The following is a 19,926-nucleotide window of genomic DNA, read 5'->3' as shown; positions in this document are numbered from 1 at the left end:
TTAGCGATTAAAATTCTAAGGTGATACCGCCTGTGATTGTTCTTGGATTTGGATAGGCATTCAAGTTGTTTCCAGTGTTTTCTGGATCATCACCTCTGTAATTAGTGAAAGTTGCCAGGTTAAGTGCTTGAACAAATACACTTGCTCCACTGAATTTAGCTCTCTGGATAAGAACTGTAGGCAACTTGTAGTTTAAAGTAATTTGCTTTAAACGGATGTAGGCAGCATCTTCTACAAATCTTGAAGAAAGGTTTGTGAAATCATATCCACCTGGCTCTTCACCACCATCAAATGGACGAGGAACACTGGTTATCTGACCTGGTGTAGTCCATCTTTGCAATTGGCTTCTCACTTGGTTATCTGTTCCTGAACCGGCCCACTCTAACACCTGTGCAGCTTGCAAATAAGACTCATTTCCATACTGATATTGGAAAAGCACGTCCAAGGAAAGGCCTTTGTAAGAGAAGTTGTTAGAGAAACCACCAAAGAAAGCTGGGTTTTGATCACCAACTACTCTTCTGTCATCGGTCTTAGGTGAATAAGTGATGTTACCATTCTTATCATAATACATTGGTCTACCATCTGCTGGGTTTACGCCAGCCCACTGGTAGGTATAGATAAGGTTAAGTGCTCTACCAACTTCATATTGATTGGTGTTCAAGGTAGTTCTGCCTTCATTCAAGGCGAGCAACTCAGTTCTTAAGAAACTGATGTTAAAACCAGTTGACCAAGTGAAACCACCTTTGTCAACGTTGATGGTGTTCAATTGAAGTTCAACTCCTTCTGATTGGGCAGATCCTGCATTCTCAAGAATAGATCCATAACCAGAGTCAGTAGGAAGCTGTCTTGACAAGATCAAGTTGGTGTTCTTTTTACGGAACACATCTACGGCTCCTGTGAATCTGTTACGGAACATGGCAAAGTCTAAGCCCAAGTTGATTTGAGCAGACTCCTCCCATTTCAAGTTAGGATTCTCTAACTGGATAGGTCTTAAACCAGGATTGTTTGCGTATTGTCCACCGTTACCAAATAGGCCAAGTGCTCCAAAGTTGTCTTGTGGCTGCACCCCTACTACACCATAGCTAGCTCTCAGTTTAAGATCATCCAAGAAAGTAACACCTTGCATGAATTCCTCACCAGTTACTCTCCATCCTCCAGATACACCATAGAACAGACCATATTTGTTGCTGGCACCAAATCTAGATGAACCATCATAACGCACGGTAACGCTACCTAAATATTTGGTTTTGTAATCGTACTTGAAGTTCCCGAAGAAACCAGCTTGCTTATAGCCGGTAAAAGAAGACGCCGCAGTAGTTGGAGTTGCAGCACTACCTACTAGCTTAAGCAATGGGCTGGCAAAACCTTGGCCAGCGGCAGAGATAGTAGTGTTATCAACTGAACGGTATTCAAAACCTACCAAAGCGCCAATATTGTGGACTTCAGCAAATTTCTTATTGTAGTTTACAGTAGCTTGAGTTGTCCAGTTGATGTTTCTTCTGAAGATTTCAGAAGCCGAACCTCCAACACTTGCTCCTACAGGGATATCGCCCGGGCGATAGTTACGGTCTTTCACATCAGAAAAATCTATACCACCCAAAACTCTGGCCCGTAGACCAGGTAAGATGTCATAGTTGAACGCCATGTTACTTACAGACTGCACGATGTCTCCCTGACGGTCTTCACGAACAATATTTTGCACGATGTTCAAAGAAGTACCTACCAATGAGGTATTGAATGTTCCATCTTCATTATAGATAGGGTTCAAAGGAGCGGTAAATAAACCACCGGTGAAAGCACCGTTTGTAAAGAAGCCCGCGTTTGTAGACGGTCCCACAGCCTGTGAAGCAGTTAAGCCAATAGTAGACTCAAGAGAAAACTTGTTGTTCAACTTATGGTCTAAGTTTGCTCTTACCGTTCCTCTGGTGAATGAAGAGTTTAGAACAGTTCCTTCGGTCTTATTGAATGAGCCAGAAACGAAAAAGCGGGTTCTGTCATCTCCACCGTTTAAGGATAAGTTATACTCCTGGAGCTTACCTCTCTGCTGGATAGCTTCAACCCAGTTGTAAGAAGGAAATTGACCTGGAAGTGGAAGAGTTCCGGCATAGTACTCATCAATGGCTGCGGTAACACCATCAGCGTAGTTACCGCCAACACGTTGCTCATAGTTTCCAAATGCTTCTGCTCTAAGCATGAACCACTCTTCTGCATTTAAGATTTCATAAGGGTTATAAGCCTCTGAAACACCATACTGAGCAGATACCTTAACTCTTGTTGCGCCAGATTTACCACGTTTGGTGGTAACTATCACAACCCCGTTACCAGCTTGTGACCCGTAGATAGAAGCTGCAGCAGCATCTTTCAAGATCTCAATTGATTCAATGTCAGAAGGGTTTATGGATGACAGTACGTTTGCCGATGTCTGACCAGACAATCCGCCTGGACTAACCTGCACCCCGTCAATGATGTACAATGGCTGAGTACTTCCGTTAATAGTAGCCGTACCCCTGATATTAACAGTGATACCACCCCCTGGTTGACCACCACTAGATACTACCTGTACACCTGCTGCACGTCCTTGTAAGGCTTTATCAAAAGTTTGAGTTGGCAAACTTTCAATCTCAGAACCTTTTACCGTAGCAATAGCACCGGTGATCTCACGCTTGTCTTGCACCGCTCCATAACCAGTTACCACAACCTCTGATAGTTGCCGCGAGTCAAGTCCTAACCTTACATTGATAGTTGTTTGGGTTCCAATTACGCTTTCCTGGTTTGTGTAACCAATGAAAGAAAATACTAGAGTACCTCCTTCATCAGGCACATTCAGTACATAAGCCCCGTTCAGATCCGTTGGGGCAGCGGTAGTTGATCCTTTGAGTTGTACTGTCACGCCAGGCATTCCCTCACCTGTCTTTGCGTCAGTCACTCGTCCTTTTACAGTCCTGGTTTGAGCCCATGCTTGAGTCACAAGCATCAGCAACAAAGCAAAACTGAATAGTAAAGCTTTCTTCATGTGTTTTTTGGTTTGTTTGTAGAGATAAAATTTTGTTCGATAATCAAATATATGCTTAAAAGGTACTTTAACAAATTCTTAACATTCTATTTTTCATTAGTTTTCACTCAACTAACTGCCCCAATAATCTCTTTTAAAGCTTGTATCAAGATGATTATTTTTGATTTTATAAAATCTGTTTATCAACATAAAAAAATTTAAGATATTATTAAACAGAGCTAGTCTTTCTTTGAAAATATTTCAATTTTTATTTTCCTGAGTTGCTATAAATAATTTTCAATTTATTTTCTTGGAGCGTCATAAACAAAACTTCAAAAAACCACGCCATAATAAAATTCTTCAAACACACAAACAAATCTTATTTCTCTTGAAGTGGCTTATGACATACCCTATTTCATATATATAAAATATTACCTAAAAAGACTCTCAAGCAACTTTAAGGATAAACACTCAAACCATCCTTTTCTGAGCCACTTCCAACCACAGCACTACCAAAGCATCACCACTTATTACAATGACAGATAAGGTCCTACTAAAATAGCAGGACCTATAAACATGGAGTAAGCCTTTCTTAAATTTCACCTTTAGATTGGCTGTTTTCGGTCCATTTTGCATAAAAAAGGCGAAAAGATTAAATGTCTGGGAAAGGCGATTATAGAAGACTCCACTATCATGATTGGAGTAAGGGTTAGCTTTGAAACAATGAATCACCTCAGAATTCCTGGAAGCCTCTCTAATCGACACCTTGGGGCCTCTCCATTCATTGCTGTAACAATACTGCCGATTTAGAACAGTTCTGTCTCAGCGGAAGGCAGGTCATTATAGAAACTAAATGGTTGGCAAAAGTTAAAGGATAAGTATTATCCTATTCACCAACTCTCTATTCTAAACTGGTGATAAGGGGCAAAATGAGTATTATAATTGGATGTGTCCTTAAAAAAATAGAGCACCTTGGAGCATTCTGAAATCCAGAGACGATAATATTTTGTATTTGACCTGAATTGTAAAAAACACCAAAAAATATAATTAATTAGTTCTGAACAGAATATAGATTTTTTTTGGTTGGTTTAGTAACAGTAATACTTTAAAATTTTGTTTCTAGTTGATCTACTAAATAAACTCTTCAAGTGTAATATATGATTTAGGAAGCTTACTGATCGAAAAGCCGTTTGATATATATATATATATATATATATATATATAATCTTCAGCATTGTACCCTCTGAGCAATATTTGAATTTCTGGCAGATAAAAGCTTAGATCATTTAACAAAATACTTAAGGAGTAATGATTTTATCTTTTTAGAAAGTGAACGCAAATAAGAGCATAAGCAAGATTGCACCCAAATAAATTACTAATTGCTAATTCTAACAACTTTGCAATATTATATGCGAAGTATGTTAATCAATTTAGCATTTGCTCTACAAATTTTAGTACCAAGCAGTCTTACACTAGATTCCCTAATTTAGAATAAAAACCAATTATGAATTAACAAAAAGGGCCATTCTTTTACAGAATGACCCTTTTTGTTGAAATAAAAAGTAAGTTAAACTCTTATTGAATAGAATTCCAACTTATTGATCTATTGGTTAAGTACAGGATTATTAATCACTTCAGCTTGTGGTATAGGGAAAGTTAATTCATCCGAATCCCAAGCAAAAGACTTACCAGCATCATACACGTGATTAGAACCCCTGGTTATAGTTCTCTTGTTTCGCTTCATGGCTAAATAGGCTTTGCCTTCTCCCCACAACTCAATCCGGGTCTGTAAGTAAATTTCATCCTCTAAAGCTTTGCCAGTAAGAAGATCAACATATGCATAATCAGCAGCTGTAACCATTCTTTTAGCTAACAATGCCTTCAACTTATCTTTAGCAGGAGCTTCTTGATTTAATCTAGCATTTGCCTCAGCATTTAACAGATACATCTCTTCTATACGCATGTAGACATAATCTGTCTCAATCGTTCTTTGTCCACCAATTACTCTAGCAGGAGCATAGAATTTGTTGATTGGCATTAAATTATACGTGGCATTCGTAGTAAACTGTGCTTTCCTGGTATCTGTTACTGGAATAGCATCATAAAGGCCTTTATCAATTCTCTTCTTATCACCAGCCCATGCATAGCTATAAGTGAACAAATCAATCTGTCCCCACCAAGAAATAAGATCAAGTCCGTTAGCAATAGTAAGGTCTACTCCCCACATCCAACTATTGTTAGATACGTTATTGAAACCTGCAGCAGGATCACGCACCCCAGTTGCTGGATTGACTGTACCAGTAGCAGCTGATGCATTCATAATCGTATGACCAGAAGTTGATATAACCTCATCAGTAAGCGTAACAACTTTTTGAAGATCTTCTTGAGTTCCTCTAGCTGCATAAGCATACGCTAAGAGCCCTTTGGCTACATTCTTGTTAACTTGGTCTTTAGAAGATCTATTGAAGTCTTCTAACAACACAACAGCCTCAGTTAGGTCATCAATGATAAGCTTATAGACTTCTGCAGCCGTGCTTTTAGGCTGATTAGGCATAGTAGCATCAGTATAGATTGGCAAAATCTTTTCTGTGCCATCACCATAACCAGTGGAATAGAATTGAGCTAAGTAAAAGTAAGCATAAGCACGCATTGCCTTCGCTTGCCCCATTGTATGACGTCTTGATGGATCAGTTAACTCTGCATCTTGACCGCCTAAGGCATCCATTACCGTGTTAGCACCTAAAATAATGCGGTAGTAGTAACGCCAAGGCTGATATGCATTGTTCTGAGTGTTATTTGTTGTGGCCTGGTATCTTACAATTGGAGAATACCAACCATATGTCACACCACCTAAAACCATATCAGAAACGAGCATATCACTAAAGATATCAAATCCTTTCTGCCCGAAATCATCATGGCCAGTAGTACCACCTGATCCTGCGGTATACATAGTAGCATACAAGCCGTTGATACTACCAGTAAGCAAAGAGGGGTCCTTATCAGATGCGCGTGAAATTTGTTCAGGAGAAAACTGCTGGTTTGGCTCCTTCTCTAAAAAATCGTCCTTACAGCTACTAGCAAATACAGTAAAAAATGCAGCAGCTATTATATAAAAATTCTTTTTCATAACTAATAATTAAATCTTGATTCTTACGCCAGCTGTTACAGTTGATAAAGGAGAATATCTGTATGTATCCGACCCTCCTGCTTCAGCAGTTGAAGGGTTAAAACCTTCACGCGCAGTATTTAGCCAAAGGTTATCACCAGATACCCATATTGAAATTCCACCTACCCCAAATCTGCTAGTCATAGCTTTAGGAATAGTATATCCTAAGCGAATATTGTTTAAGGATAAATAGTTGGCCTTTGTAAGAAAACGAGTTGACTGGGAATTTACGTTCTGATCAAATCCATTAGATAGTCTTGGAACATCCGTAATATCGCCTTCTTTCTGCCATCTGTTTGTGATGTCTTCATGCCAGTTGTTACTTCCAACCACAGCACTATGCATTAAGCCAGCATATGCCCCATCGTATGCATAACCGCCAAAGCTGTAAAGCATTTGAACACTTAGTTCAATACCTTTGAATCCACCGGACAAATTAATACCACCTCTTACATCAGGAATAGCAGATTTACCAACATATTTCTGAGTTGCTTGAGAATACGTTTTAGTAGTAGTTGTTTTTAAACTACCCTCGCTTACTGTAGGATTATCAAAAAGGAACTTGTTAAGATCAGTAATACCTTCGCCAGCATCTACAACGTTATTATTATTAGCGTCATTGTAAACTCTGTTCCACATACCTCTACCATCTGTAGGATCTACACCAGCCCACTCTCTCATATAGAAATCATAAACAGAGCGTCCTACAGACCAACCAAATGGTGCTTGGATATCAATAGGTTTTTGCACGCCTAATACCGGATCTAAAGGCATTTGTGTGATTTCATTTCTAAATATTTCTCCATTCAAGCTAAGATCTAAGAAGTAGTTAGAGTTCTTTAAGATATGACCAGTAAGATCAAACTCAAAGCCTCTATTCCGTACTTTTCCATCATTTACTTGCAAAATGGCATAACCGGCAGAAGGTCCTACTCTTCTCTGGAAGAGCAAATCCTCAGTATTTTTGTTATAGTAATCTAATGATCCAGATAAGTAGTTTCCAATTCCAAACTCAACTCCAGTTTGGAACATTTTAGATGTCTCCCAAGTTAAATCTGGGTTACCTTTTGTAGAGAAAGCAAATGCTGGAGCATCATTCAGGTTATTTACATCAAATAAATCATACCCAGAATAGAAGCCAACACCACCTTGATCACCAATCAATCCATAGCTAGCCTTAAGTTTTAAAGAACTCAAGATTGATTGAGAAGACATGAAATCCTCATTTGAGATAAGCCATGCAGCACCAACCGATCCGAAAGTACCCCACTTATCTTTACGGAACCTTGAAGAGCCATCTCTTCTGATTGTACCAGACAAAAAGTATTTTTTATTGAAGTCGTAATTTACTTGGCCAAAAAAACTTTCTAATGAATACTCATTGGTATACCCGCCATTAGGGTTAGAAACTACAGCGTTTCCTAGAGTCAACTCATCTGGATCAACCAAACTATAGCCTGAAGCAGTAGTCACTGCTTGGCTCCAGTCTGTAGCTTCATGAGCTACCATAGCTTCAACTCCATGTTGTCCAAAAGCCTTGTTATATCTTACCAGATTCAACAAGTTAAAAGAGGTTAATTCAGTTCCTTGGTGAAAGATGCTTCCATTCTGTGAGGCAGAACCACCATAATACTTATTCCCTCTATTTATAAATTTGTTATTATAGTATTGAGCACCAATTCTGTTTTCTAAAGTTAAGCCTTCCAGAAGAGTAATGTTAATACTAGCATTACCGTTTAATTCATTACGATTGCTTCTATTTACATCATAAGTTGCATCAGCAATAGAGTTGGTTAATCCTCCAAATCCACGTGCGCTTTCAGTTCCATAGTCAAACTGGTTTCCACCGAAAATAGGATCCGTCACGAATTTGCCCTCTGCATCGCGCATGAACAAAGGATAAATAGAAGGTATATTATCTACAAACCAGAAAATGCTACCAGAATCAGACGACTGTCCATTATTGTTGGTCTCTGTTCTAGCGTAATTAAGATTTAATGTTGTATTTAACCATTTGGTTATTTCTTGACTCACATTTAATCGTGCTGACAAACGATCAAAATTAGAGTTAATCAAATATCCTTGATCATCTAAGTATCCAAACGAAGAGAAGTAATTAGTTCCTCCATTTGAGCCACCAAACTTCAAATTCACTTCTTTACGGGAAGAACTCTGGAAACCATAATCTTCCCAATTTTCAGGATCATATTTTCTAGTTACACCTGCTCTTACCATTCTAGTTGCTGGATCAATAAGGTCTGCAGCATCTGCATTCCACAAGTTATACCCAGGATCGATACCGTAATCGGAATCAAACAGATAGGTATTTGCCCACTCTACACCATCTTCACCATTTGCTACACCCTCATTGAATGCCGATTCCCAGGCCAAACCAATATATTGTTCAGGAGACTTAATGGTTTTGTAACGAGGCAAATAAGACAAGTTCGTCCCAAAGTTAGCATCGGCTTCAACATAAGACTTTTTGCCTCTTCCGGTTTTAGTAGTAATTACAATTACCCCGTTAGCACCTCTTGAACCGTAGATAGCCGTAGCTGCTGCATCCTTCAATACGGTAGTAGACTCAATGTCTGCAGGATTAATTGAATTAAGCCCTCCGTTGAATGGCACACCGTCTACTACATATAAAGGATCTCTATTTCCTGTTACAGAACCTAGACCACGGATACGAATAGTGGCAACTGATCCAGGTTGACCGCTGGTATTGATTACTCTTACACCAGCAACTTCTCCGGCAAGTGCTTGGGACACGTTTGAGACGTTCTTTCTGTCTAAAGCCTCACCACTTACTACCTTTGCCGTACCTGTAAATGATTGTTGGGTAGTTGTTCCATAACCAACAACAACAACCTCTTGCAAGGTCTCTGCATCTGTAACCAATCTTACATCAATTTGTGATTGGTTGCCAACAACAATCTCTTGGTTTGTAAATCCAATAAAGGAGAACACAAGTGTTCCTCCTGAATTAGGCAAAGCAATTGAATAGGCACCATTTACATCCGTTGGTGCTGCCGTTGTACTTCCTTTAAGTTGCACTGTCACTCCAGGCATTCCCTCCCCTGTTTTCGCGTCAGTCACTCGCCCTGTTACAGTCCTGGTCTGAGCCCATGCTTGGGTTACAAGCATTAGCATCAAAGCAAAACTGAGTAGTAAAGCTTTCTTCATGTGATTTTAATTTGTTTGTAAAATTTTATTGTTAGAAATCAAATTTAGGTTTAAAAGGTATATTAACAAACCCTTAGCATGATTTTTCCTTAAAACTTGAAACCTTACCAACGAAGAAACGTTTAACTGCACCTTTTAAAATTTATGTAGCATTAAATAGCTATACTATCCTTATAAAGAAGTTTTGCTTCCGCCCGCCTTTTGAAATTCACACGATTAAGCTTTTACATAGCTAAAAAAAACCGCTTCAGAATAGTCTTGATAGGGTTTACATGAATAAACAACTATCACCCATCCCCCACTTAAAAGTTGACTACCAGATAATTAAGAATATAAAGACACATTACTTACTATTGCTACAAGATTAAATTAAGAATATTTAGTTATATTTGTTTTAAAATAGTTAATACGACATTAAATTGTATTTTATCAACTTAATATAAAAGAGAAGCAAACATGGTATTTGTTTTCTCAATATATGAGACAAAATATCTAGCACTTAAAAATTCACAACAAACTGTCTTTCTAGTATTTGCGCTCTCTTTTACTGCGCTCGATTAATAAACCGCTGATTATGCCCTCTTTTGCTAAAATCGAGCTTAAAACAAATTCATAGTTTGACACCTTCTGCTTAAGGCAGTTTTACAAAGGTTTAATCCTCATCCGAGCTCAAATCCAGAATCTCTGATAAATAAGAAGGCCCTCGCCAGAAACTGACGAAGGCCTTTCAATGAGGGTATTAAATTAGCTACTTAATTAAACCCAATTCCTATACCAGCAGTAGCGGTGGGGTACTTTGCCAGGGTGTACTCTCCATAAAGCGAGAAGACCAGCAGTTTCAGGCGAAGTCCGCCGGTTAGGCCCCACTGGCTATCTTTCATATTCAGGAGTACTGGATCTGTAATGTCTTCCACGTACTTATTAAAAGGTGCGTTGGTGCGGTAACCTAATACGGGAAACTTGCCTTCCACATTCAAATCAGTCTCTACGTTGCTGTAACGAACGCCGGCGTATCCGGTGAGCACGCTGAAGGTTTTGGACGCCACCAAACTGGCGGTCCAGGCTTTGGTATTTAGGGTGAGGGCTTGGCCGGTATAATAATTTGCATCCCGCTGCTGGGCCGTGGCATACGGCCGGTCTTCTTCCGACAGGGGCACATCTATTCCCGAGTAAGAACTTTTCAGATTAGTGTATCCCCCGAAAACGGTGATGTCAAACCCAGGGATCATGCTGATGACCGGGATATACTGTTTAATGCCATGTTTTACCCCAAACCCCAAGAGTTGTCCCTCAAAATCATCGTACTTCACTTTAGGTGAGTATCTCACGGCTATCTCCGTGTCTTGGATCAAGCCCAGACTCACCTGCGCCATGGGTACGGGCAAGAATTTGTAACCAGATCCCTGTGGCGCGTTGATGGAGCCAATTCGTTCGTCTACGCCATTCGCTTTGGCATAAAGTGAAATCTCAGGACCTTCCTCATCTTCCCCGAAAATAGTAGGAGTGATAACTGGTTTATTGGGATCGAACCTATTCCCGTTGGCATCCCTGACCATGGTCAGGCCCAACTTGGCTATATCAAACGTTCTGTCTTCCTCGGGAGAAAAGGCGGCAGTGGCGAACACGCGCACATCAAAGCGGCCCAACTTCATGGCTTTGCCAGAATTGAACCATCCCCCGTTCAGGCCATGGCCGAACGCTTTGGAAGCAGGCTCGGCGTAAGCCCGCACCAGTTTGTTTGCATCCTCTTTCCCCGCTCTAATAAATTCACCTACTTCATCCTGGGCTTGAGCCGGACTAGCGGCCAAAAACAAGCCCAGCACGGGCATGGCCCAAAAAGAAAGTTTGAATAGGTTATTTCTCATTTCACTCTATTTTTTTGATGGCGTCAGTTACGGTTAGTACTATCCTCTTCAGTTTGCGAACTTCATTAATTAACAGCAACTTTCAAATAGGACAATCTTATAATACTTAGTTTTAAGTAAGCGTTTTAGAGCCGGTTTTAAGAAAACGAACTCCAAACGCATTTACTTGAACGTGTCATAGGCAAACTTCAGGATGATGCCAGACACCACCACCAGGAATAGCTTCCTGACAAAGCCGGAGCCCTTGACCAGCGCAATGCGGGTACCCACCATTGAGCCGATTACACTACTAATGGCCATGGGAATACCTATATGATACAGGATGTAGCCTTTGTACCCAAAATACAACAACGCCGAGAGATTGGTGGCCACGTTCACCACTTTGGCCGAAGCCGAGGACGTTAAGAAGTTGAAGCCAAAAACGCCCACGAAGATGAACATGAGAAAGGAACCGGTACCCGGCCCGAAGAACCCGTCATAGAACCCTATCACCATGCCTACGCCTATGCCGTACCACATCTCTTTGGAGGGAGCCAACCGAGGAGCATGGATCGCGCCGAAGTCCTTCTTAAAGAAAGTGTAGATGGCCACCGAGATCAGGAGCACCAAGATCAAGGGGCGCAGCAGATCGGCATTGAAGTGGCTGAGGGCGCGGGCACCCAGAAACGAGAACACAAAAGCAGTCATGGCTGCTGGCAGCAGCGCGTGCCAGTTGATCTCCACGTTCTTGGCGTAGCGCCACATCGAGACCGAGGTACCCGCAATACTAGACAACTTGCCGGTGCCAAACACGGTGGGGATGGCCACGTGGGGCAGAAACACAAACAGCGCCGGCAACTGGATAAGCCCCCCACCACCCACTACAGAATCAATCAAGCCTGCCAGAAAAGCAAACAGGCACAGGTAAACAATATCCAACGTTGCAGAATTAAGTCCGCCAGGCGGCAAATGAAACCACAAATATTCTGAAAATGTGCGGCTTAATCAAAAACAGATTCTTGGCCCAATGGCATTTAGGCCTATTTACTGGAAAACAAACTAAAAACGCCCGCCCACCACGGCTGTCTCTTTCAAAACCTCCTTCTGCCCCTGCAGGTTGAACAGCTCCACCAGCACCACATAATACCCGATGGCCGCTTTGGAACCGGCATCGGTGAGGCCGTCCCACTGCAGCACACTTTCCGCTCCCAGCAAAGTATTGGCCGAGAGTTTCCGGATGAAGCGGCCGTGGGCGTCAAAGATGGTTACCGAGGCCACAAACCCCGCCTGCGGCAACTTGAACTGCAACAACAAGGCGTCATCTATCCCGTCGCCGTCTGGCGTGATGGTTTTGGGCTGCAGGGTCAGCTTCCCGGCAGCCCCCATCTTTTCGCGGGATTGGGAATTCTCATAACCCGGCGTGGCTTTCACTTGGGTAGCCGCCGAGTGAAAGTTCTCCGGCAATGAAGGCCCAGCCAGGGAGATGCGCTCCAGGGAAATCCCTTCTGGGTCCCGAATAAGTTTGAAATGCTGGCTGCTTTGATACCGCACCTCGTCCATGATGGTCTCATCAGGTAAGAGCAAGACCACACTGCCTGCCTCATCGGGATACGAGGGCATAGCGGCCATCTCCTTGAACCGGTCTGCGTGGCCAGTCGGGTATTCCCGGAACAGGGTGGCAGAATCAGGAGTCAGGACCAGGTACCCGCCCGGTGCTAAAAGGAAGTTTTGCGGCGTGAGGACGCGAGCACCTGCGAGGGCACCATCAGAGGACCTGTTAGCTAGTTTCCAGTTCTGCAGGTTCAGGTACTTGGTAGACCGGTTCACGATCTCCACAAAGTCAACGCCGCCGGGCCTGGGGTTGAACAGAATCTCATTGATAACCACCTCCCCTTTCTGCGGCGTGGCCGGAAGCAACACCGTTTGCCCCTGCGGAGCCAATTTATTCCCGGCGCAATCAGTCAAATTCTGCACCGTGACGGTATAACGCATGTTTTCCTGCAAAGAGGCAGAAAGGACTAATTCCACCTCTCTGTAATCCGGAGCCAGGACCCGAACCTGCTGCACGGAAATACCAGAAGAAACCGTAAAATGGGTTACCTGCGCAGCCTGCATACTATCCAGCGGCTCATTGAAGGTTAGCAGAATCTTATCCGGGCTTATGGCCACTGTTTGCCGCAAAGTTGGAGGCATCTGGTCTACTTCCCGCACCGAGTTCACCTGACCGGGCGTACCACCTCTCCTATCCACGGAAGCTGTCCACTGCGAGGCCCCGGCACAACTGCTGTTCACATCTTTCAGCTCCAGACTCCAGCCGCCGTTTTTCTTTTCTGCCTCTCCGTACCAACTCGCGTTGTACCGCACAAAGTCTATCAATTGACCCGTGGCATTGAAAATCTCCACGTCATCGCCGCTGTCGTTGAGCGAAGGAAAAGTGGCCAATCCTATCACGGGGCCAATAGGCCGATAAAGTGCCGTGTCTGCAGCAGCGCACACAATTACATAGGCACCCGGTTTCAAAAGATAATCCGGGAAGGTGCCCGATGCAGCGGTTGCGTCTGAAGATCGCCAGCCTTTCAGGTTGAAGGTCTTGTCGCTGCGGTTGTAAAGCTCAATGAACTCGGCAGCCGGTAAATCTACCAAAGGGTTGAGGTCAGCGTATATTTCCGTGACCCGGACATCGCCCGGCTGGGCCGAGGGAGAATAGGAGAACGCTCCGGTCAGTTTCTCGGTGATAGTTCCTTGGGTGTTGGTGATTTTCAGGACCTCGATCTGGTTGGTGCCAGTCTCAAACTCCTGATCGAACTGAAGTTTTACCGATTGGGGCGTAGCGGCTTGCCAATCTGCTTTCATGGGCGCCTCCTTTCCGTTGAGCCGGTAGTTAGCCGCGTTTATAGCCTCCTTTTCCAAAATGGGCCCGGAAAAAGTCAGTTCAAGGACTCTTGGCCCGATGGCCACGGCGCTGACCAAGCTGATTCCTCCCAGGTCTTTGATGGTGAAATCATCGAAATAGAAGCGCTCGGCATTGGCCTGCGAATACTTGAAAAGCACTCCAGCGTAGGCCGAGGTGGTGTAACGCGCATCCTGCACTGTGCCTTGCACCTCGTAGCTTTGCCGGGTTCCGGTTCTGTCCAGTTCAAGGGTCCAGTCATGGGTGGTGGTGCGGGTGACTTTCACCCACACTTTATGGTCTGAGGTGGCAAGAGCCTTATCGGGGCCGTTGATGATCTTGGTGACGGTGCTGCCGTCTTTGCGGTAGAGGCTCACCTCGTCCTCGGTGTCCCCCAGGCGCACAAAGTACCCTTGCAGGTTGCCTTTGAGATCGGGCGTGTCAGAGACTAGGTACACCTCCGCCAGGTTACCTGAGGAGGTAGCGAAACCCAGTTGCACATAGAACTCCCATTGCGTGGCCACGGCCAATCCGTTACCCGTAGCCAAATGCAACACGGTGCCCGTTACCGCCAGCCCTTGGCTTTGCAACTGCCCAGCGGCATTCACCCGGAAAAATCCGGTGTCTCCCTGCCAAATCGGGTTCTGGATGTGGTCTCCGTCTGAGAAAGATTCCTGTATTTGCGCGTGCAGGGCAGGTAAAACTGCCCAGTATAAAAGAAAAGCAAGAAAGAATTGCCTCATAATAAGCCTGTACTTTATTATCCGTTAAAAGTTGGCTTACTTTGCAGCTGGCCTGTGCGCTTTCTGCCTGATTCTCAGAAAACAAGCTTAAAACACCCAGTCCGTTGTTTCCGGAGAAAGCTACCCCACCCGTTCTTCTCCGGTGATTGTTCAAATATTTTTTTACAAACCTTTACATGAAAGTAGCTGTAGTAGGCGCCACCGGCCTAGTGGGTGGCGAAATGCTGAAGGTCCTGGCGGAGCGTAACTTCCCGGTTGACGAATTGTTGTTGGTAGCCTCTGAGAAATCAGTGGGCCAGAAGATGAATTTCAAAGGCAAGGAATACACCGTGATCGGGATGGAGGAAGCCATTGCGCTGAAACCTGAGATCGCCATTTTCTCGGCAGGCGGAAGCGTGAGCAAGGAGATGGCCCCTAAGTTTGCCGCGGCCGGCACCACGGTGGTGGATAACTCCTCGGCCTGGCGCATGGACCCTACCAAGAAACTGGTGGTGCCTGAGATCAACGCCAATGAACTCACCCCCGAAGATAAGATTATTGCCAACCCTAACTGCTCTACCATCCAAATGGTGGTGGCGTTGAATCACTTGCACAAAAACCTCAAGGCCAAGCGCATTGTGGTGAGCACCTACCAATCTGTGACCGGAACCGGCAAGAAAGCGGTAGACCAGCTCATGAACGAGCGCGCCGGCAAAGAAGGCGAGAAAGCCTACGCCTACCCTATCGACCTGAACGTGATTCCGCACATTGACGTGTTTGAGGCCAATGGGTACACCAAAGAGGAAATGAAGATGGTGAACGAGACCAAAAAAATCATGGGCGATGACTCCATCAGGGTAACGGCTACCACCGTGCGCATCCCTGTAATGGGCGGCCACTCAGAATCAGTGAACGTGGAGTTTGAAAATGATTTCACCCTGGACGAGGTGTACCAATTGCTGCAGGAAACGCCGGGCGTAGTGGTGGTGGATGACGTAGCCAACCTAAAGTACCCCATGCCGATGGATGCCCACGGCAAAGACGAGGTACTGGTAGGCCGTATCCGCCGCGATGAGACCCAAGACAGAACCATCAATATGTGGATTGTGGCCGATAACCTGAGAAAAGGAGCCGCCACCAATGCCGTACAGATTGCCGAGTACCTGGTGGAGAACAAACTGGTGTAGCACCAACAGCACTAAATATAAAAAGAAAGGCCACCTCTGCAGGTGGCCTTTCTTTTTATATTTAGAGAGAATAAGAAGTCAGCCTTATTTCCCATTCTTCCAGACTATCTTCAGGTTTTTTACTTCTTTGGAGAAATCCGGGCAGGTTTCATCTCCGCCGTAGCATAGCAGGTTGCCGTCGCAGTCATACACCGAACTGATGGAGTTGATAAGCGGGTCACAATTGCCTAACACAAAAACGGTTCTGCCTTTCCAGTGGCCGCTCTGCACAAACTGGCAGTACTGAGACTTCTCCAGTTCCTGTACCTTCACCCGCAGCCATTCTAGTTCTTGGGTGGGGTTTGCCACCACACAGGTCTTATACATCGGCTCCTCCTCGCAGGAAGTAAGCGCAAACACACACAGCAAACAGAAAGCGTACAGAGTTCTCATAGAAAGGGCTTTACAAGGAAGATACCTGAATGCCTTGAAAGGTTGCATCACTCTCTTCCTTTTCTTTCCATCTCAACACCTCATTTTCACTTAGAATCAGAGCGAGCTGCCTAACGATCGCTATTTCAGAAACATACCTTTCAGGTTTTTGATGTAATTACATAAAATGTTGAAAAATATTTTAGTAACATTTTCTTAACATTTAGTCAATCAAACTACCCTGCACCTTATAAGTTTTGTTAAAATTCTATTTTCAATATATAAAACTTTCAAACTAGCCGGTTTTATTGTTTTTCAAGCACATAGCAGCATAGCGCCTTGCCAGTTCCGCATCTTGGTTGGTGATTCTTTACAATTATATTTAAGGATCAAACCTAATTCCAAACTAACTAACAACCACATGATGAAATCTTTACTATTTAGCTTCGTGCTGATGCTGACGCTTGCCGGGCAGGTGTGGGCACAAGAACGAACGGTGACAGGGCGGGTGACTGACGCTGCCACTGGCGAGACAATGCCTGGTGTGACAGTTCAGGTCAAAGGAACCACTATTGCCACGCCCACGGATGTGAATGGGGCCTATTCTATCAACGTGCCTTCAGGAGGCGCAACCCTTGTCTTTACTTTTGTTGGCTATGCCAACCAGGAGGTAGCAGTAAGCACTCAATCTTCTATTAACGTTCGCTTGGCTTTGGACTCACGGCAACTGAGCGAGGTTGTGGTAACGGCCATGGGAATCCAGCGGGAAAAGAAAGACCTGGGCTACTCAGTAGGAACGGTAGACGCAGCGGCATTAACCATTGGTAGACCAACCAACGTGGTAAATGCCCTATCCGGCAAAGTGGCTGGGGTAAGCGTAGCAAGTTCCAGCGGGATGGTGGGTGCCTCTTCGGGTATCTTCATCAGGGGGAACACCACCTTTACGGGCAGCAACCAGCCACTCTTTGTGATTGACGGTGTTCCAATTGACAACGGCGGTGGTGGAAATGCCCTCCAGAATGGGGTTGCCAACTCTAACCGTGCCATTGACTTGAACCAAGATGACATTGAGTCTATCAACATCCTAAAAGGACCAGCCGCAGCAGCCCTTTATGGGTCACGGGCAGCTTCCGGAGCGGTGATCATCACCACCAAAAAAGGGAAAGCCGGCCAGAAGACCAGTGTAGAGTTTAACTCTTCTTATAACATGGTAGAGGTTAACCGCTTCCCTGAATGGCAAAATGAGTACGCCCAAGGCACCGGTGGCAATTTCATTCCTACCAGTAACGTCTCTTGGGGTCCACGCATTACCGGCCAAACCGTTACTAACTTCAGAGGTGAACAAGAGACGTTGACGGCTTACCCAGATAACATCAAAGACATCTTCAAGAAGGGAAGCAACTTCCAGAACACCGTTGCCCTAAGCGGCGGAGGTGAAAGCGCCAGTTACCGCTTGTCTTATGGTAACACCAAAGAATCTGGTGTATTGGAGAACAACAAGCTGCAAAGACACAACTTCACTTTCAATGGCTCCGCCGATATTACCCCTAAACTTACTTCTGGGGTAAGTGTGCAGTACATCAACTCAGAATCAAAGCGTACCCAACAGGGAAACCAGTTATCCAACCCATTCTTCAGAGGTTGGTTTATTCCGCGTAACATCAACTTGTCAGGCATGCCGTACGAAGATGCTGCCGGAAACCAGATCTATTTTGATGCCGTGGACAACCCTTACTGGACTATTGCCAACAACACCTATGATGATGAGATTAACCGGGTAATTGGCAACGTGAATCTAAGCTACAAACTTACTCCTTGGCTAGACGCGAATTATAGATTGGGTGTGGATACCTACACTCAGGTAGAGCAGGGATATGACCAGATTGGCGCGCGTGGAGCGGCTAACACTTCTGCCGGGGGTACCGGTGGTATCTATGACAGAAGCTACACCAACACCAACATCAACTCTAACTTTATCTTATCAGGCCGCAAGGACATCACTCCTGATTTTGACCTGACTTTCAACGTTGGTAACGAAATCATTTCCAACAGCACCAATGACGTGAATACCATTGGTAAAACTTTGGGCATTAGAAACCTTAAAAACATCTCTAACGCATCTGTGCAGACGGGCTTAAACTCAAAATCACAGAGAAGACTGGTAGGTGTGTTCGCCGATGTCACCTTTGGCTACAGAGACTTCGTGACGTTGAACGTAACCGGCAGAAACGACTTCTCCTCTACGTTTGGTGAGGCAGAGAACTCTTATTTCTATCCATCAGCGGCGCTTAGCTTTGTCTTAACCGAAGCTTTCCCGGTGTTAAAGAACAATGTAATAGAGTTCGCCAAAGTAAAAGCCAACTATGCTAAGGTAGGAAAAGAGGCTCCGGCCTATTCTACCAACACCTACTTTGTGGCCGCCGGCGCGTCTGATGGGTTTGGTCCTTCTATTGTATTTCCTTACAACGGTTTGGGCGGCAGAACCTACAGCAACGCCTCTGGTGATCCTAACCTGAGACCAGAATTCACCACTTCTAAGGAAGTTGGCCTAGAAATGCAGTTCTTCAAAAACCGCTTAGGGTTTGAAGCCAACTACTACGTGACCAACTCTACTGACCTGATTTTCTCTGTACCAGTTTCCTCTTCTTCTGGGTTCACTTCACAAACCAGAAACGCTGGTTCTTTGAGAAACAAAGGGATTGAGTTCTTGTTGAACGTAACACCTTTAAAAACCAGCAACTTCACCTGGGACCTCAGCTTCAATTTCAACAGAAACAGATCTGAGGTAATTGAACTGGCACAGGGTGTTCCAAACATTATCCTGGCTGGTTTTACCACTCCTAACGTGCGTCTGGAAGCTGGTCAGCCATATGGCGTCATGTATGGTTCTGTGTTCCGCAGAAACGACCAGGGCCAATTGATAATTGGAGCCAACGGAGAGCCATCGCTTGATCCTTTGTCTAAGAAGATTGGTGACACCAACCCAGATTGGACCGGTGGTATCACCAACAACCTTAACTATAAAGGCATCAACCTGAGCTTCTTGATTGATATCAGAAAAGGTGGCGATGTTTACTCCCGTAACTTAGGTGACTTAAGAAGAAGTGGTGTTTTGGCAGAGGCCGCCGAGTTTGACCGTTTCACTTCAGATGGAAAACTTGCCACTCCTTACGTGTATGAAGGCGTGAAAGCCGATGGCTCTGTGAACACCACCCCTATTACCACCGAGCGTTATTTCACTTCTCTGTTCACCGCCGGTGAAAGCTACGTGTATGATGCCACTGCGGTACGTTTAAGAGAGGCTTCCCTTTCATACGCTATCCCTACTGGCCTCTTACAGAAAACGCCATTTGGCAGATTAGAAGTTGGCTTGAACGGCAGAAACCTGCTGTTATGGGCTCCTAACTTCCCGCACCTGGATCCAGAGAACAACACTCTTGGGGTGAGCAATGCGCAAGGTTTTGAATTCAACGGCTTGCCAAACACCAGATCTTACGGAGCATTTTTAAGACTTACGCTTTAATCGAA

The 19,926-nt window shown here is 44.5% G+C and carries 9 protein-coding genes; 2 read left to right on the top strand and 7 right to left on the bottom strand.

Annotated features, from left to right (window positions below; all coding sequences use genetic code 11):
- Positions 1 to 7 precede the first annotated feature (7 nt).
- The 6 genes from FOA19_RS17230 to FOA19_RS17205 all read right to left on the bottom strand — a co-directional run bounded on the left by FOA19_RS17230 (position 8) and on the right by FOA19_RS17205 (position 14,821).
- Positions 8 to 3,013, bottom strand: a complete 3,006-nt coding sequence (locus tag FOA19_RS17230; RefSeq protein ID WP_149092105.1) for a SusC/RagA family TonB-linked outer membrane protein — start codon at positions 3,011 to 3,013, stop codon at positions 8 to 10.
- A gap of 1,582 nt (positions 3,014 to 4,595) precedes the next feature.
- Positions 4,596 to 6,119, bottom strand: coding sequence for a RagB/SusD family nutrient uptake outer membrane protein (locus FOA19_RS17225; protein ID WP_149092104.1), 1,524 nt, complete (start codon positions 6,117 to 6,119; stop codon positions 4,596 to 4,598).
- Between the two features lie 9 nt (positions 6,120 to 6,128).
- Positions 6,129 to 9,344 (bottom strand): SusC/RagA family TonB-linked outer membrane protein, encoded by a 3,216-nt coding sequence (locus FOA19_RS17220; protein ID WP_149092103.1) that lies wholly within the window; start codon positions 9,342 to 9,344, stop codon positions 6,129 to 6,131.
- A gap of 752 nt (positions 9,345 to 10,096) precedes the next feature.
- Positions 10,097 to 11,209, bottom strand: coding sequence for a DUF6588 family protein (locus FOA19_RS17215; protein WP_149092102.1), 1,113 nt, complete (start codon positions 11,207 to 11,209; stop codon positions 10,097 to 10,099).
- 162 nt (positions 11,210 to 11,371) lie between these two features.
- A complete protein-coding gene (locus FOA19_RS17210) occupies positions 11,372 to 12,127 on the bottom strand; it encodes a sulfite exporter TauE/SafE family protein (RefSeq protein WP_149092101.1) in 756 nt (251 codons plus the stop codon).
- 120 nt (positions 12,128 to 12,247) lie between these two features.
- On the bottom strand, positions 12,248 to 14,821 hold the full coding sequence (locus FOA19_RS17205) for a lamin tail domain-containing protein (protein ID WP_149092100.1): 2,574 nt from the start codon (positions 14,819 to 14,821) through the stop codon (positions 12,248 to 12,250).
- A gap of 176 nt (positions 14,822 to 14,997) precedes the next feature.
- Here FOA19_RS17205 and FOA19_RS17200 point away from each other — a divergent pair, with 176 nt between their 5' ends.
- Positions 14,998 to 15,987, top strand: a complete 990-nt coding sequence (locus FOA19_RS17200; protein ID WP_149092099.1) for an aspartate-semialdehyde dehydrogenase — start codon at positions 14,998 to 15,000, stop codon at positions 15,985 to 15,987.
- Between the two features lie 84 nt (positions 15,988 to 16,071).
- Here FOA19_RS17200 and FOA19_RS17195 read toward each other — a convergent pair whose 3' ends face one another.
- Complete coding sequence (locus FOA19_RS17195; protein ID WP_149092098.1) at positions 16,072 to 16,419, bottom strand: DUF6970 domain-containing protein; 348 nt, start codon at positions 16,417 to 16,419, stop codon at positions 16,072 to 16,074.
- A gap of 400 nt (positions 16,420 to 16,819) precedes the next feature.
- Between FOA19_RS17195 and FOA19_RS17190 the strand changes: the two genes are divergently transcribed.
- Positions 16,820 to 19,921 carry a SusC/RagA family TonB-linked outer membrane protein gene (locus FOA19_RS17190; protein WP_149092097.1) on the top strand — a complete coding sequence of 1,034 codons (3,102 nt, stop codon included), beginning with the start codon at positions 16,820 to 16,822 and terminating at the stop codon, positions 19,919 to 19,921.
- Positions 19,922 to 19,926 lie beyond the last annotated feature (5 nt).

The organism is Rufibacter hautae, assembly GCF_008271695.1.
Taxonomy (GTDB): Bacteria; Bacteroidota; Bacteroidia; order Cytophagales; family Hymenobacteraceae; genus Nibribacter; species Nibribacter hautae.
The sequence above is the reverse complement of the archived record's forward strand: the minus strand, read 5'-3'. Positions and strand labels throughout refer to the sequence as shown.

Bases quoted from the DNA above. Each gene is read 5' to 3' on its own strand.
- FOA19_RS17230 (WP_149092105.1), bottom strand. From the start codon at position 3,013: ATGAAGAAAGCTTTACTATTCAGTTTTGCTTTGTTGCTGATGCTTGTG.
- FOA19_RS17225 (WP_149092104.1), bottom strand. From the start codon at position 6,119: ATGAAAAAGAATTTTTATATAATAGCTGCTGCATTTTTTACTGTATTT.
- FOA19_RS17220 (WP_149092103.1), bottom strand. From the start codon at position 9,344: ATGAAGAAAGCTTTACTACTCAGTTTTGCTTTGATGCTAATGCTTGTA.
- FOA19_RS17215 (WP_149092102.1), bottom strand. From the start codon at position 11,209: ATGAGAAATAACCTATTCAAACTTTCTTTTTGGGCCATGCCCGTGCTG.
- FOA19_RS17205 (WP_149092100.1), bottom strand. From the start codon at position 14,821: ATGAGGCAATTCTTTCTTGCTTTTCTTTTATACTGGGCAGTTTTACCT.
- FOA19_RS17200 (WP_149092099.1), top strand. From the start codon at position 14,998: ATGAAAGTAGCTGTAGTAGGCGCCACCGGCCTAGTGGGTGGCGAAATG.
- FOA19_RS17195 (WP_149092098.1), bottom strand. From the start codon at position 16,419: ATGAGAACTCTGTACGCTTTCTGTTTGCTGTGTGTGTTTGCGCTTACT.
- FOA19_RS17190 (WP_149092097.1), top strand. From the start codon at position 16,820: ATGATGAAATCTTTACTATTTAGCTTCGTGCTGATGCTGACGCTTGCC.